This window comes from Klebsiella sp. GB_Kp056 (assembly GCF_040064755.1).
Lineage (GTDB): Bacteria > Pseudomonadota > Gammaproteobacteria > Enterobacterales > Enterobacteriaceae > Klebsiella > Klebsiella quasipneumoniae.
The window spans coordinates 60,663-76,763 of sequence record NZ_JBEAJA010000046.1 but is presented as its reverse complement, the minus strand read 5'-3'; the positions used below and the strand labels follow the sequence as shown (position 1 = coordinate 76,763).

At 52.2% G+C, this 16,101-nt stretch carries 16 protein-coding genes; 8 read left to right on the top strand and 8 right to left on the bottom strand.

Annotated elements, in window-relative coordinates; all coding sequences use genetic code 11:
• A partial coding sequence (locus ABLV52_RS11570; protein WP_348890403.1) for a hypothetical protein occupies positions 1-228 on the top strand: 228 nt, incomplete at its 5' end.
• A 199-nt stretch (positions 229-427) separates the two neighbouring features.
• On the opposite strand, the gene ABLV52_RS11565 is transcribed toward ABLV52_RS11570, so the two are convergent.
• Positions 428-577: a hypothetical protein gene (locus ABLV52_RS11565; protein ID WP_348890402.1), complete on the bottom strand. Its 150-nt coding sequence runs from the start codon at positions 575-577 to the stop codon at positions 428-430.
• A 74-nt stretch (positions 578-651) separates the two neighbouring features.
• On the opposite strand from ABLV52_RS11565, the gene ABLV52_RS11560 reads away from it, so the two are divergent.
• Complete coding sequence (locus tag ABLV52_RS11560; RefSeq protein ID WP_072072792.1) at positions 652-1,014, top strand: TonB family protein; 363 nt, start codon at positions 652-654, stop codon at positions 1,012-1,014.
• A gap of 188 nt (positions 1,015-1,202) precedes the next feature.
• The gene (locus ABLV52_RS11555; protein WP_023290018.1) at positions 1,203-2,138 is read left to right on the top strand and encodes an ATP-grasp fold amidoligase family protein; all 936 of its coding nucleotides are present in this window, start codon (positions 1,203-1,205) and stop codon (positions 2,136-2,138) included.
• On the opposite strand, the gene ccrB is transcribed toward ABLV52_RS11555, so the two are convergent.
• On the bottom strand, positions 2,135-3,196 hold the full coding sequence (gene ccrB, locus ABLV52_RS11550; RefSeq protein ID WP_023290017.1) for a HAMP domain-containing histidine kinase CrrB: 1,062 nt from the start codon (positions 3,194-3,196) through the stop codon (positions 2,135-2,137). The genes ABLV52_RS11555 and ccrB overlap by 4 nt on opposite strands.
• Positions 3,193-3,897, bottom strand: a complete 705-nt coding sequence (locus tag ABLV52_RS11545) for a response regulator (RefSeq protein ID WP_004151175.1) — start codon at positions 3,895-3,897, stop codon at positions 3,193-3,195. Before ABLV52_RS11545 ends, ccrB begins: the two co-directional genes overlap by 4 nt.
• Before the next feature lie 252 nt (positions 3,898-4,149).
• On the opposite strand from ABLV52_RS11545, the gene ABLV52_RS11540 reads away from it, so the two are divergent.
• The 4 genes from ABLV52_RS11540 (at position 4,150) to ABLV52_RS11525 (ending at position 9,447) form a co-directional block, all read left to right on the top strand.
• Positions 4,150-4,569, top strand: coding sequence for a transporter (locus ABLV52_RS11540; RefSeq protein ID WP_348890401.1), 420 nt, complete (start codon positions 4,150-4,152; stop codon positions 4,567-4,569).
• A 228-nt stretch (positions 4,570-4,797) separates the two neighbouring features.
• Positions 4,798-5,673 (top strand): ABC transporter six-transmembrane domain-containing protein, encoded by an 876-nt coding sequence (locus ABLV52_RS11535; protein ID WP_087824073.1) that lies wholly within the window; start codon positions 4,798-4,800, stop codon positions 5,671-5,673.
• 46 nt (positions 5,674-5,719) lie between these two features.
• Positions 5,720-8,836, top strand: a complete 3,117-nt coding sequence (gene kexD, locus ABLV52_RS11530; protein ID WP_348890400.1) for a multidrug efflux RND transporter permease subunit KexD — start codon at positions 5,720-5,722, stop codon at positions 8,834-8,836.
• 74 nt (positions 8,837-8,910) lie between these two features.
• A complete protein-coding gene (locus ABLV52_RS11525) occupies positions 8,911-9,447 on the top strand; it encodes a GNAT family protein (RefSeq protein WP_348890399.1) in 537 nt (178 codons plus the stop codon).
• 177 nt (positions 9,448-9,624) lie between these two features.
• On the opposite strand, the gene ABLV52_RS11520 is transcribed toward ABLV52_RS11525, so the two are convergent.
• From ABLV52_RS11520 to budA, 3 genes are read right to left on the bottom strand one after another with little or no spacing between them, the layout of a single operon-like run.
• Positions 9,625-10,395, bottom strand: coding sequence for a (S)-acetoin forming diacetyl reductase (locus ABLV52_RS11520; protein ID WP_004151179.1), 771 nt, complete (start codon positions 10,393-10,395; stop codon positions 9,625-9,627).
• A gap of 23 nt (positions 10,396-10,418) precedes the next feature.
• Entirely contained in the window at positions 10,419-12,098 is a 1,680-nt protein-coding gene (gene alsS / locus ABLV52_RS11515) for an acetolactate synthase AlsS (protein ID WP_023290012.1), read from the bottom strand.
• 9 nt (positions 12,099-12,107) lie between these two features.
• Positions 12,108-12,887 (bottom strand): acetolactate decarboxylase, encoded by a 780-nt coding sequence (gene budA, locus ABLV52_RS11510; protein ID WP_002908205.1) that lies wholly within the window; start codon positions 12,885-12,887, stop codon positions 12,108-12,110.
• Positions 12,888-12,993: 106 nt separating this feature from the next.
• Between budA and ABLV52_RS11505 the strand changes: the two genes are divergently transcribed.
• A complete protein-coding gene (locus ABLV52_RS11505) occupies positions 12,994-13,866 on the top strand; it encodes a LysR family transcriptional regulator (RefSeq protein ID WP_004145376.1) in 873 nt (290 codons plus the stop codon).
• A 19-nt stretch (positions 13,867-13,885) separates the two neighbouring features.
• Here the strand turns inward: ABLV52_RS11505 and ABLV52_RS11500 are convergent, their stop codons facing one another.
• Both ABLV52_RS11500 and ABLV52_RS11495 read right to left on the bottom strand, forming a co-directional pair.
• A complete protein-coding gene (locus ABLV52_RS11500) occupies positions 13,886-14,656 on the bottom strand; it encodes a 3-hydroxybutyrate dehydrogenase (RefSeq protein ID WP_348890398.1) in 771 nt (256 codons plus the stop codon).
• 23 nt (positions 14,657-14,679) lie between these two features.
• Positions 14,680-16,074: a GntP family permease gene (locus ABLV52_RS11495; protein WP_197743183.1), complete on the bottom strand. Its 1,395-nt coding sequence runs from the start codon at positions 16,072-16,074 to the stop codon at positions 14,680-14,682.
• Between the last annotated feature and the right edge of the window lie 27 nt (positions 16,075-16,101).

Genomic DNA, 16,101 nt, shown 5'->3' with positions numbered 1-16,101 from the left:
GAGGCCGTCAGCACCGGCAGTTTCAGCAACCATGGTGAATATATTAACGACAGGTCGCACGAACCCTGTAGGCCGGGTAAGGCGCAGCCGCCACCCGGCAAAAATACGGCACAAATACGGCCCAACAGCGTAGCCGGGATAAGGCGTCACGCATCGCTTTCCGGAATTCTCCCTGCTGGCGCGATGCTCAGCCGCTTCCGTGTTAACCTCCAGATGTCGCCGGAATGACTGAAGAATCTCCCCCTTAGTATCGGCAGCAGGCTGCCGCTTAGGCCCCGGAGATCACTCTCTTAAGGTTGCAAGCGCGGTAGATCCCGAGCACCGGAGTTAAAAAGGATTAGCTGAACGTCTTCAGCGCGGGACGCGAATCCATGCTAATCACCTGAGGGGGTTAGCTCGCTCATGTTCCCCGACGAACAGGATCGCGCTACCGACAGCTGGCAAAAGAGTCGTTGATATAGTCGCTCAGCGCCCACTTGTCCTGATAGCCAAACGTCCTCGGGAATGGATGTAGTACGAAGCGCCAGGTAAGGAGTTCAACGTGATTGCCGCTGAAGACGCGGTGTTCACGGATCATATCATCTGGTAACCTGTCACTCGCGCCGTTGGTAACGTGAATATTCATGGTTAACTTTGGAACTCAGACGATTAATGAAAACTAGCAGACTATTCACTTTAATTTTGCCATTGTTACTGACACTCTGCGCCGGCACAGAGGCCAGCGCCAGCACACCTTCAGGCAGCATTTCCTCTGCAAACACATCAATTACCACTCGTGATAAGAACGGAAACCTACTGCCGAGTTTCCTGCGGATTCAGTACGATGTTGATTCAGATGGCAGAGTTCAGAATGTAAAGATACTTGAATCGACAACGACTCCGGAGTTGGAACATCAAGTCATTGATAAAATGATTAAAAAATGGCGTTTTGAAAAGGGCAAGCCGGGAATAGCTCAAAGATTAGTCGTCAAGATCCCACCCAAATCAGACGGCGGTCCCGCGAATAAGCAATAAGCACTTTTGAGGATTAATAGCCTGACGCATCATCTACGCCGGTAAAGTCCCCTGGGTGCAAGGAGCGGATAATGGTCCGGATTAATTTCTGTTAATAAAGAAGCATGTCGCTCCATATACTCTCCATGATTTGCAAAAAATAAATCAACAAACCTCTGTCAGAATTTTCTTTCTGAACAGGAGGTACTATGAACAAAATAAACTATCAAATCAAATACATTGAATATTTGTTGAGAAAATGCAGAACCATTTTGACTAATGACATTTCATTTCATGCAGACAGGTTAAGAGAAATATCTGGCACATATCCGGATTTACTCAATCCTGTGACGCTTAATGAGAAAATCTGCCATCGCATTTTATTCATCCACAACCCATTTTATACGATGCTTGCTGATAAACTTCTGGTCAGGGAGTATGTTGAGAAAAGAACTAATTTAATCAAGCTTATTCCTTTAGTAGGTGTTTATAACAGAGTTGATGATATTGATTTCGATAAACTACCCCCTAAATTTGTTTTGAAATGCAATCATGATAGTGGAAGCGCGGTCATATGCACGGACAAAACGAATATTGATCCCGCTAAGGTTAAAAGCAGATTAAAACTATCTCTTAAAAAGAACATGTATTATACGACCCGAGAATGGCAGTATAAAAATATACCACCTGTGGTCCTATGCGAAATGTATCTGGATCTATTTTCCAGTAAACACCGGAGTATAACTCCGGAAATGCTAAGAATACATTGCTTTCACGGTGTGGCATGTTTTATCGAGGCAGACTTTACTGACAGCGATGGAAACGAATTCATTAACGTTTATGACAGAGCGTGGAATTTACAACCCTTTCAGATGGAATACCCAAATACGCCATTGCCGGTTGATGAACCTGAATCATTTCATAAGTCCGTTATTGCCGCCCAGGACTTAGCAAAAGAAATAGACTACTGCCGCGTCGATCTTATGCTAAAAGGAGAAGATATTTATTTCAGCGAAATAACACTAAGCCCCAAAAGAGGCAAACTTAAAATCACCCCATCAATTTGGGACGCCAAAATCGGCAGTATGTGGGATCTGTCTGTTGCTAAAACAAGTTCAATCGAGCCTGTATATTCATGCCCTTAAACAGGCCATGAGAGTTTGAAAAGTGAGCCATTTTCTGGTGTCATACTATAGCTAACGTCTCCGCCGTGGGCGCACATAATGGCTTTAACTACCGACAACCCCAAACCACAGCCCTCTGGATTAATATTTTTGGCGTATTGTCCTCGCTGAAAAGGCTGGAATAAGGACTTCTGGAGTTCTTCAGGAATTCCAGGTCCTTTGTCCTGAACGATAATAAAATTATCGTTTCCTGTAATACCATTCTTTATTAGCAGCGTCTGTGATGTGGAATATTTTAAGGCATTGTCAAAAAGAACGGTGAGGCACTGAATAATGCGTAAGGGATCGCAAACGCAATACTGATGGTTAATCTCAGTGACAATTTTGAAATGCTTTTTATCAAAGTCCGGCCAAAAGGTATCAAGCGCATTTGAAATCGTGGACTTGAGATCGACTTCACTCAGCATCAAGGAGTACCCAGCGCCTCCTGACGAACTCACGACGCGGAGATCCTCAATTAAGTTGGTCAGACCTTCAGTTTGTTTAAGAAGGTTCCTGAATAACGACGGTTCTGGTTCGAAAACGCCGTCAACCAGTCCTTGAAGCCTCCCACGTAAGATAGTCACTGGCGTCCGGAGTTCATGAGCAATTGCAGCATTCCATAAATTTCGCTGCGCATCCAGCGTCTGTAACTTTTCAGCCATCTCATTAAAGTCATTGACGAGCCTATTCATCTCTCCCAACTTAGAACTGCTGTTAAATGCTCTGGCACTAAGGTTTCCCTGAGAGATTTGTTTCAGGCTGTATGCGACGTCATTCAGTGGGTTGAATATTCTGGCAGACAGCTTTACGGTAAAGAAAAGTGCAACGACCAGACTGGTAATGGACGCCATCAGAATCCACATCCAGTCAAGGAATGTCATGGCATCTTCACTACCTTCGTTCATTCCACCCGGCAGGTAATAAATCAGGAAACTATAAAATAAGTAGGAACCGAGTATTGCAATGGCAATAATAACAAACGTTAACAACAACATATATGTCAAAATCTGACGACTCAGAATCGTTTCTTTGTTCATTTTTTGTCACCCAACCGGTAGCCTAATCCTCGGATGCTTTCCGGAATGCCCTTCAATCCGGCATGTTCAAGCTTTTTCCGAAGTTTACTCATATGACTGTCTACAGTACGATCCAGCGAGTCTCCCTCAGGTAAACACGCATCGAGTAACTCTTCACGTGAACAGACTTTTCTCGGGTTTCTCGCCAGATAGGTTAAAAGCTTAAACTCAGTGGTGGTTAATACTGGCGTGGAAACTTCACCTTGTGCAGTGATTTCAACGTAAAACTCATCAGGATAAATCGTTAAAAAAGGCGTTCTTAAAGGCCGTGAATGTGTAGACTCTGCAACCGGTCTGGTTCTGCGAAGCACAGCTTCAACCCGGGCAATAACCTCAGATGGATTAAAGGGTTTTATCACATAGTCGTCCGCCCCGAGTCGTAGCCCCATCAGTTTATCAACGTCTTGATCCAGTGCTGTCACCATGATGACCGGTACATTCGTTTCCTTTCTTAACGTGGTGAGAACATTCCAGCCATCGTACACGGGCAGGTGGATGTCCAACAGCAGGAGATCAGGCTTGTTCAGACGGGTAAGATTAATTGCCTGCTCACCGTCTTCAGCTCTTAAGGTTTTCATACCTGCCTTACGTAAATAGCCTGTCAGTATGGCAGCGATGTCATCATCGTCTTCTGCGACGATAATCAGATTGTTGTTGTTCATATTTTCTTCCACAGTGCTGAGGACAACATGCATTTTACCCTGAAAGCACTTTTATCGTCATGCTTAAAGTTCTTTAACTCAATTACAAACATGAATTTTCAATTTTATGTTTTTGGACAGATATTTTTTGGAAAAGTTCACCAAGAAATTTTCTTAAAATTTTACCAGCTACGCTCTCCATATTCACTACACATTTTATAAATAATTAATCAACATCGCTAAGTGATAATCTCCAACCAGGTTAAGTGTTGCATGCAATATGTACTTTGTCTTAGGAGGTTTAGGGTGCTGACTAAATGTTTTTTCCGTCGCGAGAATTTGATAGCCTCAATTTTATTTTGCATCGTTTCATATGGGTTGTTATCTACCTGGCTTTACCTTGTGCATTCAATTAATGAACAAGTAGAATCCACATTACCCTCATCTTTACTGATTCGTGTTTTGATAATCATTACAGTATTATCATTTATCGCTCAGAAAAAACCTGGAGTTTTTAAAAGCTTCATTGCAATAACTGTCGGTCTGATTTTACTGTTTATACACACCATCATTGTATTGCATCTGCTTTTGAATACTTTTCCAGACATCTATGATTTTGTTTTTTATTATGAATTTTTTTTAATGGTTTTCTTTTGCGGACTACCTTTATGTTTATGTATAAGAATGGTTTGATATTATGCAATGTCAACATGATACATAACTTCAGGAGTGAGTACACATATCCTCCATAAAACATCCATTCACGATTGACATCATCACGTTACACTTAGCCATTGATTTATGACTGCTCTATTATGCTGTCTCGTTTCACTTAGCTAAAAAATAAACCAACGGCAGAACCCTTTACACCCAGATGTTTAATACAAATTTATCATGATTCATAAAGGCAACAACAAACCTATGGCCCCCGGGGTTGCTATCTCACTTAAGACACTTGCCTGGCGGTACAGAAAGAAATTGTGCATTACTTTCATGCTGGTTATTGCTGAAAACGTTGCATTCCTGCTCTACCCCGTTCTGGCGGGCATGGCGATAAATGCCATCCTGGGCGGACAGACGTCACATGCGGCCCTTTATGGCCTGATGGTTCTGTTCATGTGGTGCATGGGAGCCACCAGACGTAGTGTCGATACGCGAACGTTTGCACGTATCTACGCAAGTCTTGCTGTGACTGTAGTATTAGCTCAGCGAAAATATTCACTTAATCACTCGACTATTGCTGCGAGAGTCACTCTGTCCCGTGAATTTGTAGATTTCTTCGAGTTGCACCTGCCGGTCTTGATCACCTCAATCATTTCCCTTTTCGGCGCAGCAATTATGCTGTTATGGATTGAGTTCTGGACAGGTATAGCCTGTTTGATCATCGTGGGAATACTGATGTGTTTTGTCTCAAGCTATGCCAGCAAAAATGAGACATTCTACAGACGGCTGAATAATCGCCTTGAGAAAGAGGTCGATTATGTTAATAAGGCGCCTTTTAGTGCTCTTAAGCGACATTATGACACACTTGCCCGTCTGCGCGTGGTGTTATCCGACAGAGAGGCAAGGGGATATTTATCAATAGGCCTTCTGGTTTCGGCTCTCTTTTCCATGACCATTATCAGGATGAGCATGGAATCCGGAATTAATGCCGGACATATTTATTCCGTCATGACCTATATGTGGATGTTTGCAACAAGCCTGGATGACGCACCACAACTTCTTGAGAAATTTTCCCAGCTCAGGGATATCGGTAAACGGGTTTCGACAGACGATGAGACCTCTTTATCAGGATAACCATGCTGAACTTTTACCCTTTGTATGTTGACTGGAAGTACACCTGATGCCGCACTTTTTCATTGAGCGCCCCATCTTCGCATGGGTTATTGCCCTGTTTATTGTTCTGACGGGACTGTTGTCCATACCTCGTTTACCGGTTGCGCAATACCCTGAAGTTGCGCCACCCGGCATTATCATTTCAGTGAGTTACCCCGGAGCCAGCCCGGAAGTGATGAACACATCCGTCGTGTCTCTGATCGAGCGTGAAATTGCGAGTGTTGACAATTTACTCTATTTTGAATCTTCCAGTGACACGACAGGGATGGCGTCAATTACGGTAACTTTCAAACCAGGCACCGACACCAAACTCGCCCAGATGGATCTGCAGAACCAAATTAAAATTGTGGAATCCCGCCTGCCGCAGTCGGTCAGACAGAATGGGATAAATGTTGAGGCAGCTAATTCCGGTTTTTTAATGATGGTGGGCTTAAAATCGCCAAACGGAGACTATCAGGAAGCTGACTTAAGCGATTATTTTGCAAGGAATGTTACTGATGAACTCCGTCGCGTACCTGGTGTAGGTAAAGTTCAGCTTTTTGGCGGAGAAAAGGCACTCCGCATATGGCTGGACCCGATGAAATTACACAGCTATGGGCTCTCTGTTACGGATGTATTAAGCGCCATCAGTCAACAAAACGTGATTGTTTCACCGGGCAGAACCGGAGATGAACCCGCGACGAGCAGCCAAGAGGTGACCTATCCAATAACGGTAAAAGGGCAGCTCTCTTCGGTTGAAGAATTTCGCAATATCACGATTAAATCACAGGTCTCAGCCGCCCGGGTGACACTGGCAGACGTTGCCCGCGTGGAATCCGGGTTGCAAAGTTACGCATTTGGCATCCGTGAAAATGGCGTGCCTGCAACGGCAGCCGCCATTCAATTGTCTCCTGGCGCAAATGCGATTAGTACTGCGTCGGGTATCCGCGCGCGGTTAACAGAACTGTCCGGTGTGCTTCCCGCGGGAATGACATTCACCGTGCCTTTCGATACGGCTCCATTTGTAAAGCTATCGATATTGAAGGTAGTTGAGACATTTGTTGAAGCCATGGTTCTGGTCTTTTTCGTGATGCTGCTTTTCCTTCACAAGATACGCTGTACGCTTATTCCTGCGATTGTGGCACCCGTGGCGCTGCTCGGCACATTTACCGTAATGCTATTAAGCGGTTATTCCATCAATATTTTAACCATGTTTGGAATGATACTGGCCATCGGGATTATTGTTGACGATGCTATTGTTGTGGTAGAGAACGTCGAACGACTGATGGAAGACAAAAAAATGTCTCCACAGGATGCAACGCGAGAAGCGATGCGTGAAATTACGCCGGCAATCATTGGTATTACGCTGGTGCTCACTGCAGTGTTTATACCAATGGCCTTTGCCAGCGGTTCTGTGGGTATTATTTATCGACAGTTCAGCATTTCAATGGCGATATCCATTTTACTGTCGGCATTCCTGGCGCTGACGTTAACGCCTGCGCTTTGTGCAACCCTGCTCAAACCACATGGTATTCATCAGGGTAAAAGCAGCGCATTTTCAGCGTGGTTTAACGCTCACTTTCATCGCCTCACTTCGTTTTACGCCACTGGTCTGGGATTTGTACTGAAGCGTACTGGCCGTATGATGATGATCTACGCTGCATTATGTTTGGCATTGTTTGCCGGGCTGTCCTCCTTACCCTCATCATTTTTACCCGATGAAGATCAGGGTTATTTTATGTCCTCAATCCAGCTTCCTTCTGATGCCACGATGCAGCGGACGCTTAAGGTCGTCGATACATTTGAAGAGGAGATCGCCCATCGGCAGGCGGTAAAAAGTAACATTATGATCCTGGGATTTGGTTTCTCAGGGTCAGGCCAAAATTCGGCCATGGCATTCACCACCCTCAAGGACTGGAAACAACGCAAAGGAACCACGGCACAGGAAGAAGCTGACCATATTCAGTCCCAAATGGCAAACGTGCCGGACGCCGTAACAATGAGTCTGCTGCCTCCGGCCATTTCTGATATGGGAACCTCATCCGGGTTCACTTATTATTTACAGGACAGAGGGGGGAAAGGCTATCAGGCACTCAAAAAGGCGGCCGATGAGCTTATTGTACAGGCAAATCATAATCCTCACCTTGCCGATGTCTATATTGATGGACTTGGTGAGGGAACAAGCCTTTCCCTGCATATCGACAGGGAAAAAGCGGAGGCCATGGGGGTATCGTTTGATGAAATAAATCAAACCATTTCCGTTGCAGCAGGTTCCAATTATGTGAATGACTATACCAATAATGGTCGGGTTCAGCAGGTTATCGTCCAGGCGGACGCGCCATACCGGATGCAGCCTGAACAACTTTTGGTTTTGTCTGTCAAAAACCGTCTGGGGCAGATGCTTCCATTATCCACTTTTGTGTCGCTTTCGTGGAATGTTGCGCCGCAGCAACTGATACGCTATCAGGGATATCCTGCCATACGCCTAACCGGCAGTGCCGCACAGGGAAAATCGTCAGGTACCGCAATGGCGGCAATGGACAATCTGGCTAAGCACTTACCACCGGGGTTCGCCGGTGAGTGGGCGGGAAGTTCGTTACAGGAAAAAGAGTCTGCATCACAGCTTCCGGGTCTTATTGTGCTCTCGGTACTGGTGGTATTCATGGTGCTGGCTGCTCTATACGAAAGCTGGTCCATTCCCTTCGCGGTTATGCTCGTTGTTCCTCTGGGGCTGCTCGGCGCTGTGCTGGCCGTATCCGTTACGAATATGACGAATGACGTCTTTTTCAAAGTGGGTCTGATAACCCTGATTGGACTTTCCGCCAAGAATGCGATTCTGATTATCGAGTTCGCGAGACAATTGCTGAAAGAAGGAAAGAGCCTTATTGACGCGACATTGACGGCTGCAAAGCAACGCTTACGGCCAATTCTGATGACATCTCTGGCTTTTACATTAGGTGTTGTTCCGCTGATGCTTGCCAGTGGAGCCAGCGACAGCACACAGCATGCGATTGGTACCGGTGTATTCGGCGGGATGATTAGCGGAACGCTACTGGCCATTTTCTTTGTTCCGGTATTTTTCGTGACGATCACACGATTTACTGGCATGCGAAAAGACAGACCGGGGAATAGCCGGAACGGCTAATTTCAGCCCTGTGTTCCGGCCAGTTTAAAACAGACTTTTACTGAACTGGCTGGCATTACATTTTCAAGGACATTATGAACATTATTACCACGCAAAGGTTAATCATTCGCCATTTTAAGAAAGAGGATGCGCCAGCACTTTTCGATTACCTCTCTTCACCACGTACTCCTTGCTTTAAGGATGAAAAGTTACATTCACTCGCTGAGGCAGCGGTCGACGTGGCTAAACGAGCCTCTGACCCAGCACAGTATGCCGTTTGTCTAAAAGAAACCGATACCGTAATCGGACATCTTTTTGCGGACAATAGCAACGAGCCAGACAGCAATACCTGGTCAGTAGGCTGGCATTTTAATCAACGTTATGAACATCAGGGATATGCAAGCGAGTCAGTTGCTGCACTGTTTGATTATTTATTTAAAGTAAAAGGTGCCAGACGTTTGTACGCCTGGGTAGAAGTTTACAACCTGGCCTCTCAAAAACTCTGTGAACGTTTGCATATGCGACAGGAAGGTTGTTTTAAAGAGTTTGTCTCCTTTGAAAACGACGATGGTAAGGCAAGGTATGACGACACATACATCTATGCGTTACTGCATAAAGAATGGACGAAGTAGAGGGTGAAGAAAAATACATGCTCCTCGCTCAAAGCAGGCCTTCAACCCAGTCAGATTGCCCACGTCGTGCCAGAGACCTTCAAATATCGTTGCTGCGTTTTGCACGATGCTCACACCCAAACCAAAAAAAGCCCCTGCATATCAGCAGGGGCAAGCCATGTCAGAGCTTATTATTTATTAGTTAAACACCATCCCGCCGTCGATCAGCAATGACTGACCGGTCATATAATCAGAATCCGGGCTGGCAAGATAGGAGACGCAGGCGGCGACATCTTCCGGTTCTGACAGACGACCGAGGGTGATGCGTTTGGCGAACTCGGCGGTACCGTAGCCCAGCGGTTTACCGGCAGCTTCAGACACCTGGCGGTCAATTTCGGCCCACATCGGCGTTTTGACGATCCCCGGGCAGTAGCCGTTGACCGTGATGCCCAGCGGCGCGAGGTCGCGAGCGGCGGTCTGGGTTAAGCCGCGTACGGCGAATTTACTGGAGCTATACACCGCCAGCTCCGGGTTGCCGACGTGGCCGGCCTGGGAACAGGCGTTAATGATTTTCCCGCCGTGACCCTCTTTCTTAAAGGCCTCGACCGCTGCCTGAATGCCCCAGATCACCCCTTTAACGTTGATATTGTAAACTTTATCGACAATCTCCGGGGTAATGGACTCGATCGGCGTGGACGGCGCCACGCCGGCGTTGTTGACGATGACGTCGAAGCCGCCCAGCGTTTTGCGCGCCTGTTCGACGGCGGCAAACACCTGATCGCGGTCGGAGACATCCACTTTCACCGCCATGGCGCGGCCGCCGGCCTGGTTGATTTCGGAGGCGACCGCTTTGGCGGTGGCGTCGTTATAATCGGCAATGGCCACGGCAAATCCATCCTTCACCAGACGAAGGGCGATAGCTTTACCAATCCCCTGGCCGGCGCCGGTAACAAGTGCGACTTTTTTCATTTTCCTTTCCTTATTGTGATGACTTACAGAATCTGACTCAGATGCAGCTGACCCATCAGCAGCGGGTTATCGCGATAATCCACCGGGATGGCCACTACCGCCGGGCCGTCGACGTCCATCGCCGCGCGCAGGGTCGGCTCCAGCGCCTCGGCGCTTTCCACGGCAAACCCTTTGGCGCCGAAGGACTCGGCATAGGCTTTAAAATCCATCGGCCCGAACTCGACGCCGGACAGGCGCTGATATTTTTTCTCTTCCTGGATGGCCACCATGTTGTAACCGTTATCGACCCAGATCAGGTGCAGCACGTTGGCTTTCAGGCGGACGGCGGTCTCCAGCTCCATGCTCGACTGCAGGAAGCCGCCGTCGCCGGAGACGGAGACCACTTTGCGCTCAGGATTGACCAGCCAGGCGCCGATGGCCCAGGGCAGGGCGACGCCCATGGTCTGCTGGCCGTTGGAGATCATCACCTGACGGGCGCGGAAGCTGTAAAGGTAGCGGGCGATCCAGATATGGAAGCTGCCCATGTCCACGGTCAGCGTGACGTCGCTGTTGACGATATCCTGCATCGCGCGAACGATACGCAGCGGATGCAGGGCAAACTGATTCAGCTGCGCGCCGCGGCGGTCCAGCAGCTCGCGCTGGTGCTGGCGGTCGCGGAGGATCTCCGCCGCCTGTGGGGAGAGCACCAGCCGGCGATCGATATTTTGCGCCAGCTTGCTGAGGGTGCCGGCGATATCGCCCACCAGCTCGACGTCCGGGGTATAGTTGCGTTCTTCATAGGCGGGCAGGACGTCGATATGCACCAGCGTCGCGTTGCCGCTGTTCCACATCGCCGGTTCATATTCCACCGGGCTGTAGCCGATGCAGATCACCAGGTCGGCGAGCTGCAGCAGACGGTCCCCGGCCTGGTTGTTAAACAGCCCGACCCGGCCGGCAAAGCGAGAGAAGTTATCCTGATTTACCGCCCCGGCGGCCTGATAGGTGCTGGTGACCGGAATATGGCTGGCTTCCAGCAAACGGCGTAGCGCCGCGCTGTTTTCCGGCTGGCTGGCCATCAGGCCGAGCAGGAAGATCGGGTTCTTCGCCTGAGCGATAAGCTTCGCCACCTGGTCGATGGCGGCATCCGGCGCGGCGCCCATCTGCGGGGCCCCGCTGGCCGGCAGCACTTTGCCGCTGACCGGGCCATCGACCACATCCTGCGGCAGACTGACGAAAGCGCTGCCCGGGCGGCCCTGCTCGGCGGCGCGGAAGGCGTTGGAGACCACTTCCGCCAGCGCGTCCGGCGCGGTCACCTCGACGGCGTATTTCGTCACCGGGCTGAACATCGCCACCGTATCCATACTCTGGTGGACCTGTTTGGCCTTATCGGCGCGTTTCACCGCGCCGCCCAGGGCCACCACCGGGTCGCCTTCGCTGTTGGCGGTGGCCATACCGGTGATCAGGTTGGAACAGCCCGGACCGGAGGTGACCAGCGCCACGCCCGCTTTACCGGTAATGCGCCCGACGGCGGCGGCCATAAAGGCGGCGTTAGCTTCGTGGCGTACCGGAATAATGCGAATGGAGGAATCCAGCAGTGAGTCGAATACCTTGTCGATTTTGGCGCCAGGGATGCCGAACACCTGACGTACCCCCTGGGCTTCCAGCTGGCTGACGACGAGATCGGCGCCGTGCGCCCACTGGCGTACCGGATACTGTTTGTCCATGTGACCCCCTTAACTTTCTACGGAACGGATGGCGGCATCGAGATTATCGGGATGCAGATTGGCCTGCAGGAACGCGCTGTCGGCGGGCAGGTCGATCATCAGCTTGTGAATTTCGCCGAAGGTCAATACCCCGTGGTCGAGCTGGTAATCCAGCAGGTGACCGCCGCCTTTGCGGTCATCGGTAATAAAGTGCTCGTGATACCCGGCGACGTTGATCCCCTGCATATGCTGCGGGGTACGGAAGCCGACCAGCACCCCTTCGCGCTGGTTAAAGCGGAACACCGGCTGATCGTCGAGGACGTCGGTCATCGCCCGGTACGGCGGTGTCTGGCGCGGCACGGTGCGGGTATGGGCATGGCGGAAATGGCCGTCGATGCGCAGGGCGCAGAACAGGTTGTCAGAGGGGATTTGCTGGTCGATCACCTCGTGCAGCTGCTGGCGGCTCACCGGATGGTCGAAGGTTTTCCGGTATTGCGGCTGGAACCAGGTCATCACCGCGAACGGCGTTTTCTGCTCCGGCTGGGCTTTGCGCGCGCTGCCGTCGGCCCGCAGCTGATAGACCTGACTGCTGAAGGCGATCAGCTCCCCGTCCAGCTCATTAAAGGTGCCGAGACCGAAATCGCCGTGCTTCAGCAGGTCCGCGATGGTGGTGCTGCCTTCGTAAACCCCGCTCAGCAGGGCGCTCATGAGCGATGTCTGATAGAGCACGCTCTCGGGATGCTGCGCGGAAAACGCCCGCAGGGTTTCGCACAGACTCTCTTCGCAGGTGCATTCAGCAGAATGATTCATATACCACTTCCTCGTTCAACAAATATAAGAAAGGTTAAATAAATGTTGACCCGATTCAGCTCACAGTTCCAATATAGAAACCATGCTGGTTTGAGACGTTTTCGATATGGAACTTCGTTATCTTCGCTATTTTGTCGCCGTCGCCAGGACGCGGCACTTCACCCAGGCCGCCAAGGAACTGGGTATTTCACAGCCTCCGTTAAGTCAGCAAATTCAGCGGCTTGAGCGCGAGGTGGGGACCCCGCTGTTTCGGCGTTTGACCCGTGGGGTGGAGCTCACCGAGGCCGGTGAGTCGTTCTATGAGGATGCCCGCCAGATCCTCGCCATGAGCGATGCGGCGCTGGAGAAGGCCAAGGGCATTGCCCGCGGGATGAACGGCAGCCTGTCGCTAGGCATTACCAGTTCTGATGCTTTCCACCCGCAAATCTTCACGCTGCTGCACCGTTTTCAGCTCGATCACCCCGGGGTGACCCTGCACCAGATGGAAGACAATATGGCTAATCTGATGACCGCCCTGAGCGAGGCCGAGCTGGACATCGCCTTCGTCCGTCTGCCGTGCGAGAGCAGTAAAGCCTTTAATCTGCGGATTATCGATGAGGAGCCGATGGTTATCGCGCTGCCGCGCGACAACCCGCTGGCGACGCAGCCGACCCTGGCCCTGGAGCAGCTGCGCGACGTGGCGCCGATCCTCTTCCCGCGGGAGGTGGCCCCGGGGCTGTATGAGCTGGTGTACAACAGCTGCCTGCGCGCCGGCATCGATATGGAGCGCGCCTGGCAGTCGTCGCAGATTTCGTCATCGCTGAGCATGGTCAATGCCGGGTTCGGCTTCGCGCTGGTCCCGCAGTCGATGACCTGCATTCAACAGCCGAACGTCAGCTATCACCCGCTCAGCGGGGCGCCGCTGAAGACCGATATCGCCATCGCCTGGCGGCGCTTCGAGCGCTCGCGCACGGTGAAACGCTTTCTGGCGATGTTCTGATCGTCGCGACGCCTGCGGTTTACTGCGCCACCCAGCCACCGTCCATGTTCCACGCCGCGCCGCGCACCTGGGCGGCGGCGTCGCTGCACAGAAACAGCGCCATTTCGCCCAGCTGCTGCGGGGTGACAAACTCCCCGGAGGGCTGTTTTTCCGCCAGCAGCTGCGCGCTGGCCTGCTGCGGGTCGACCCCTTCGGCGATGCGCTTATCGATCTGCTGCTGCACCAGCGGGGTCAGCACCCAGCCGGGGCAGATGGCGTTGCAGGTGATGCCGCTGCGCGCGGTTTCCAGGGCCACGGTTTTGGTCAGGCCGACCACCGTGTGCTTGGCGGCGACATAGGCCGATTTCTCTTTCGACGCCACCAGGCCATGCACTGAGGCAATGTTGATGATGCGCCCCCAGTCGCGCTGACGCATGCCTGGCAGCGCCAGGCGGGTGGTGTGGAAGACGCTGGAGAGATTGATCGCGATGATGTCGTTCCATTTGTCCACCGGGAACTGCTCCACCGGGGCGACGTGCTGGATACCGGCGTTATTGATCACGATATCGACGCCGCCGAAGGTGCTTTCGGCATAGCGTATCATCGCCTCGATCTGCCCAACGTCGCGCAGGTCGGCGTCGTGATAGCCGGGGATCTTGCCCAGCGCGGCGACTTCAGCCCTGGCGTGGCTGCTGTCGCCGAAGCCATTGAGCACCAGCTGGGCGCCCGCCTGCGCCAGCACTTTGGCGATCCCTAAGCCGATGCCGCTGGTGGAGCCGGTAACCAGCGCCGTTTTACCGTCTAAATTCATTTTATTACTCCTTCAATCTGGTCTCAGACAATGCCGGTCACATAGAACGTGGCAATGACAAACAGCACCGCGAGGCTTTTGATCACCGTGATGGCGAAAATGCCGCCGTAGGCCTGGCGATGGCTCAGGCCGGTGATCGCCAGCAGGGTGATCACCGCCCCGTTATGCGGCAGGGTGTCCATGCCGCCGCTGGCCATGGCGGCGACGCGGTGCAGGACCTCCAGCGGAATATTGGCGGCGTGGGCGGCGGCGACAAAGGTTTCGGACATTGCCGCCAGGGCGATGCTCATTCCCCCGGAGGCCGAGCCGGTGATCCCGGCCAGCACCGTGACGCTGATCGCCTCGTTTAACAGCGGATTGGGAATGGCCGCGAGGGCTTTCGACAGCACCAGGAAACCCGGCAGGGCGGCGATAACCGCGCCGAAGCCATACTCAGAGGCGGTGTTCATTGCCGCGAGAATCGCCCCGCCCACCGCCGTCCGGCTCCCCTCCGCCAGCCGGCCGCGAATATTGCGATAGCCGCAGACCAGCACCAGCACAATGCCGGAGAGCAGCGCCGCCTGCACCGCCCAGATGGCGGTGATTTTCCCCACCTCGGTGACGACAGGCTTCGCCAGACCCGGCAGGGTGAGCTCATGGCTGGCGCCGTACCATTGCGGGATCCAGTGGGTAAACAGCAGATTCAGCACCCCCACCAGCAACAGCGGGGCGATTGCGATCAGCGGATGCGGCAGGTCGATGTCATCCGGGGTCTCCGGCTCATTTTGCAGATCGGTCCCATAGCCTTCGCCGCTGGCCTGCGCTTTGCGGCGCTGGCGCTCCAGCCACAGCAAACCGAAGAGGATAATGAACAGCGAGCCGATAAGCCCCAGCCACGGGGCCGCCCAGGCGTTGGTGCCGAAGAAGCTGGTGGGAATAATATTCTGGATCTGCGGCGTGCCGGGCAGGGCGTCCATGGTAAACGAGAACGCGCCGAGGGCGACGGTGGCGGGGATCAGCCGTTTGGGGATCCCGCTCTGGCGAAACAGCTCGGCGGCGAAAGGGTAAACGGCAAAGGCCACCACAAACAGCGACACCCCGCCGTAGGTCAGCAGGGCGCACACCAGCACGATCACCGGGATCGCGTGGCGGCGGCCGAGGATGCGGATGGCGGCGGCGACAATCGACCGTGAGAATCCCGACAGCTCAATCAGCTTGCCGAACACGGCGCCCAGCAGAAACACCGGGAAATAGAGCTTCACAAAGCCGACCATTTTTTCCATAAACAGGCCGGTAAAGGCCGGGCCGACCGCGCCCGGGTCGGTGAGCAGCACCGCGCCGAGGGCGGCGATCGGCGCAAAGAGGATCACGCTGTATCCACGATAGGCTGCCAGCATCAGTAACGCCAGCGCGGCCAGGGCTATTATCACACTCATCACGACGTCTCACTCTCATTGTTATTGTAG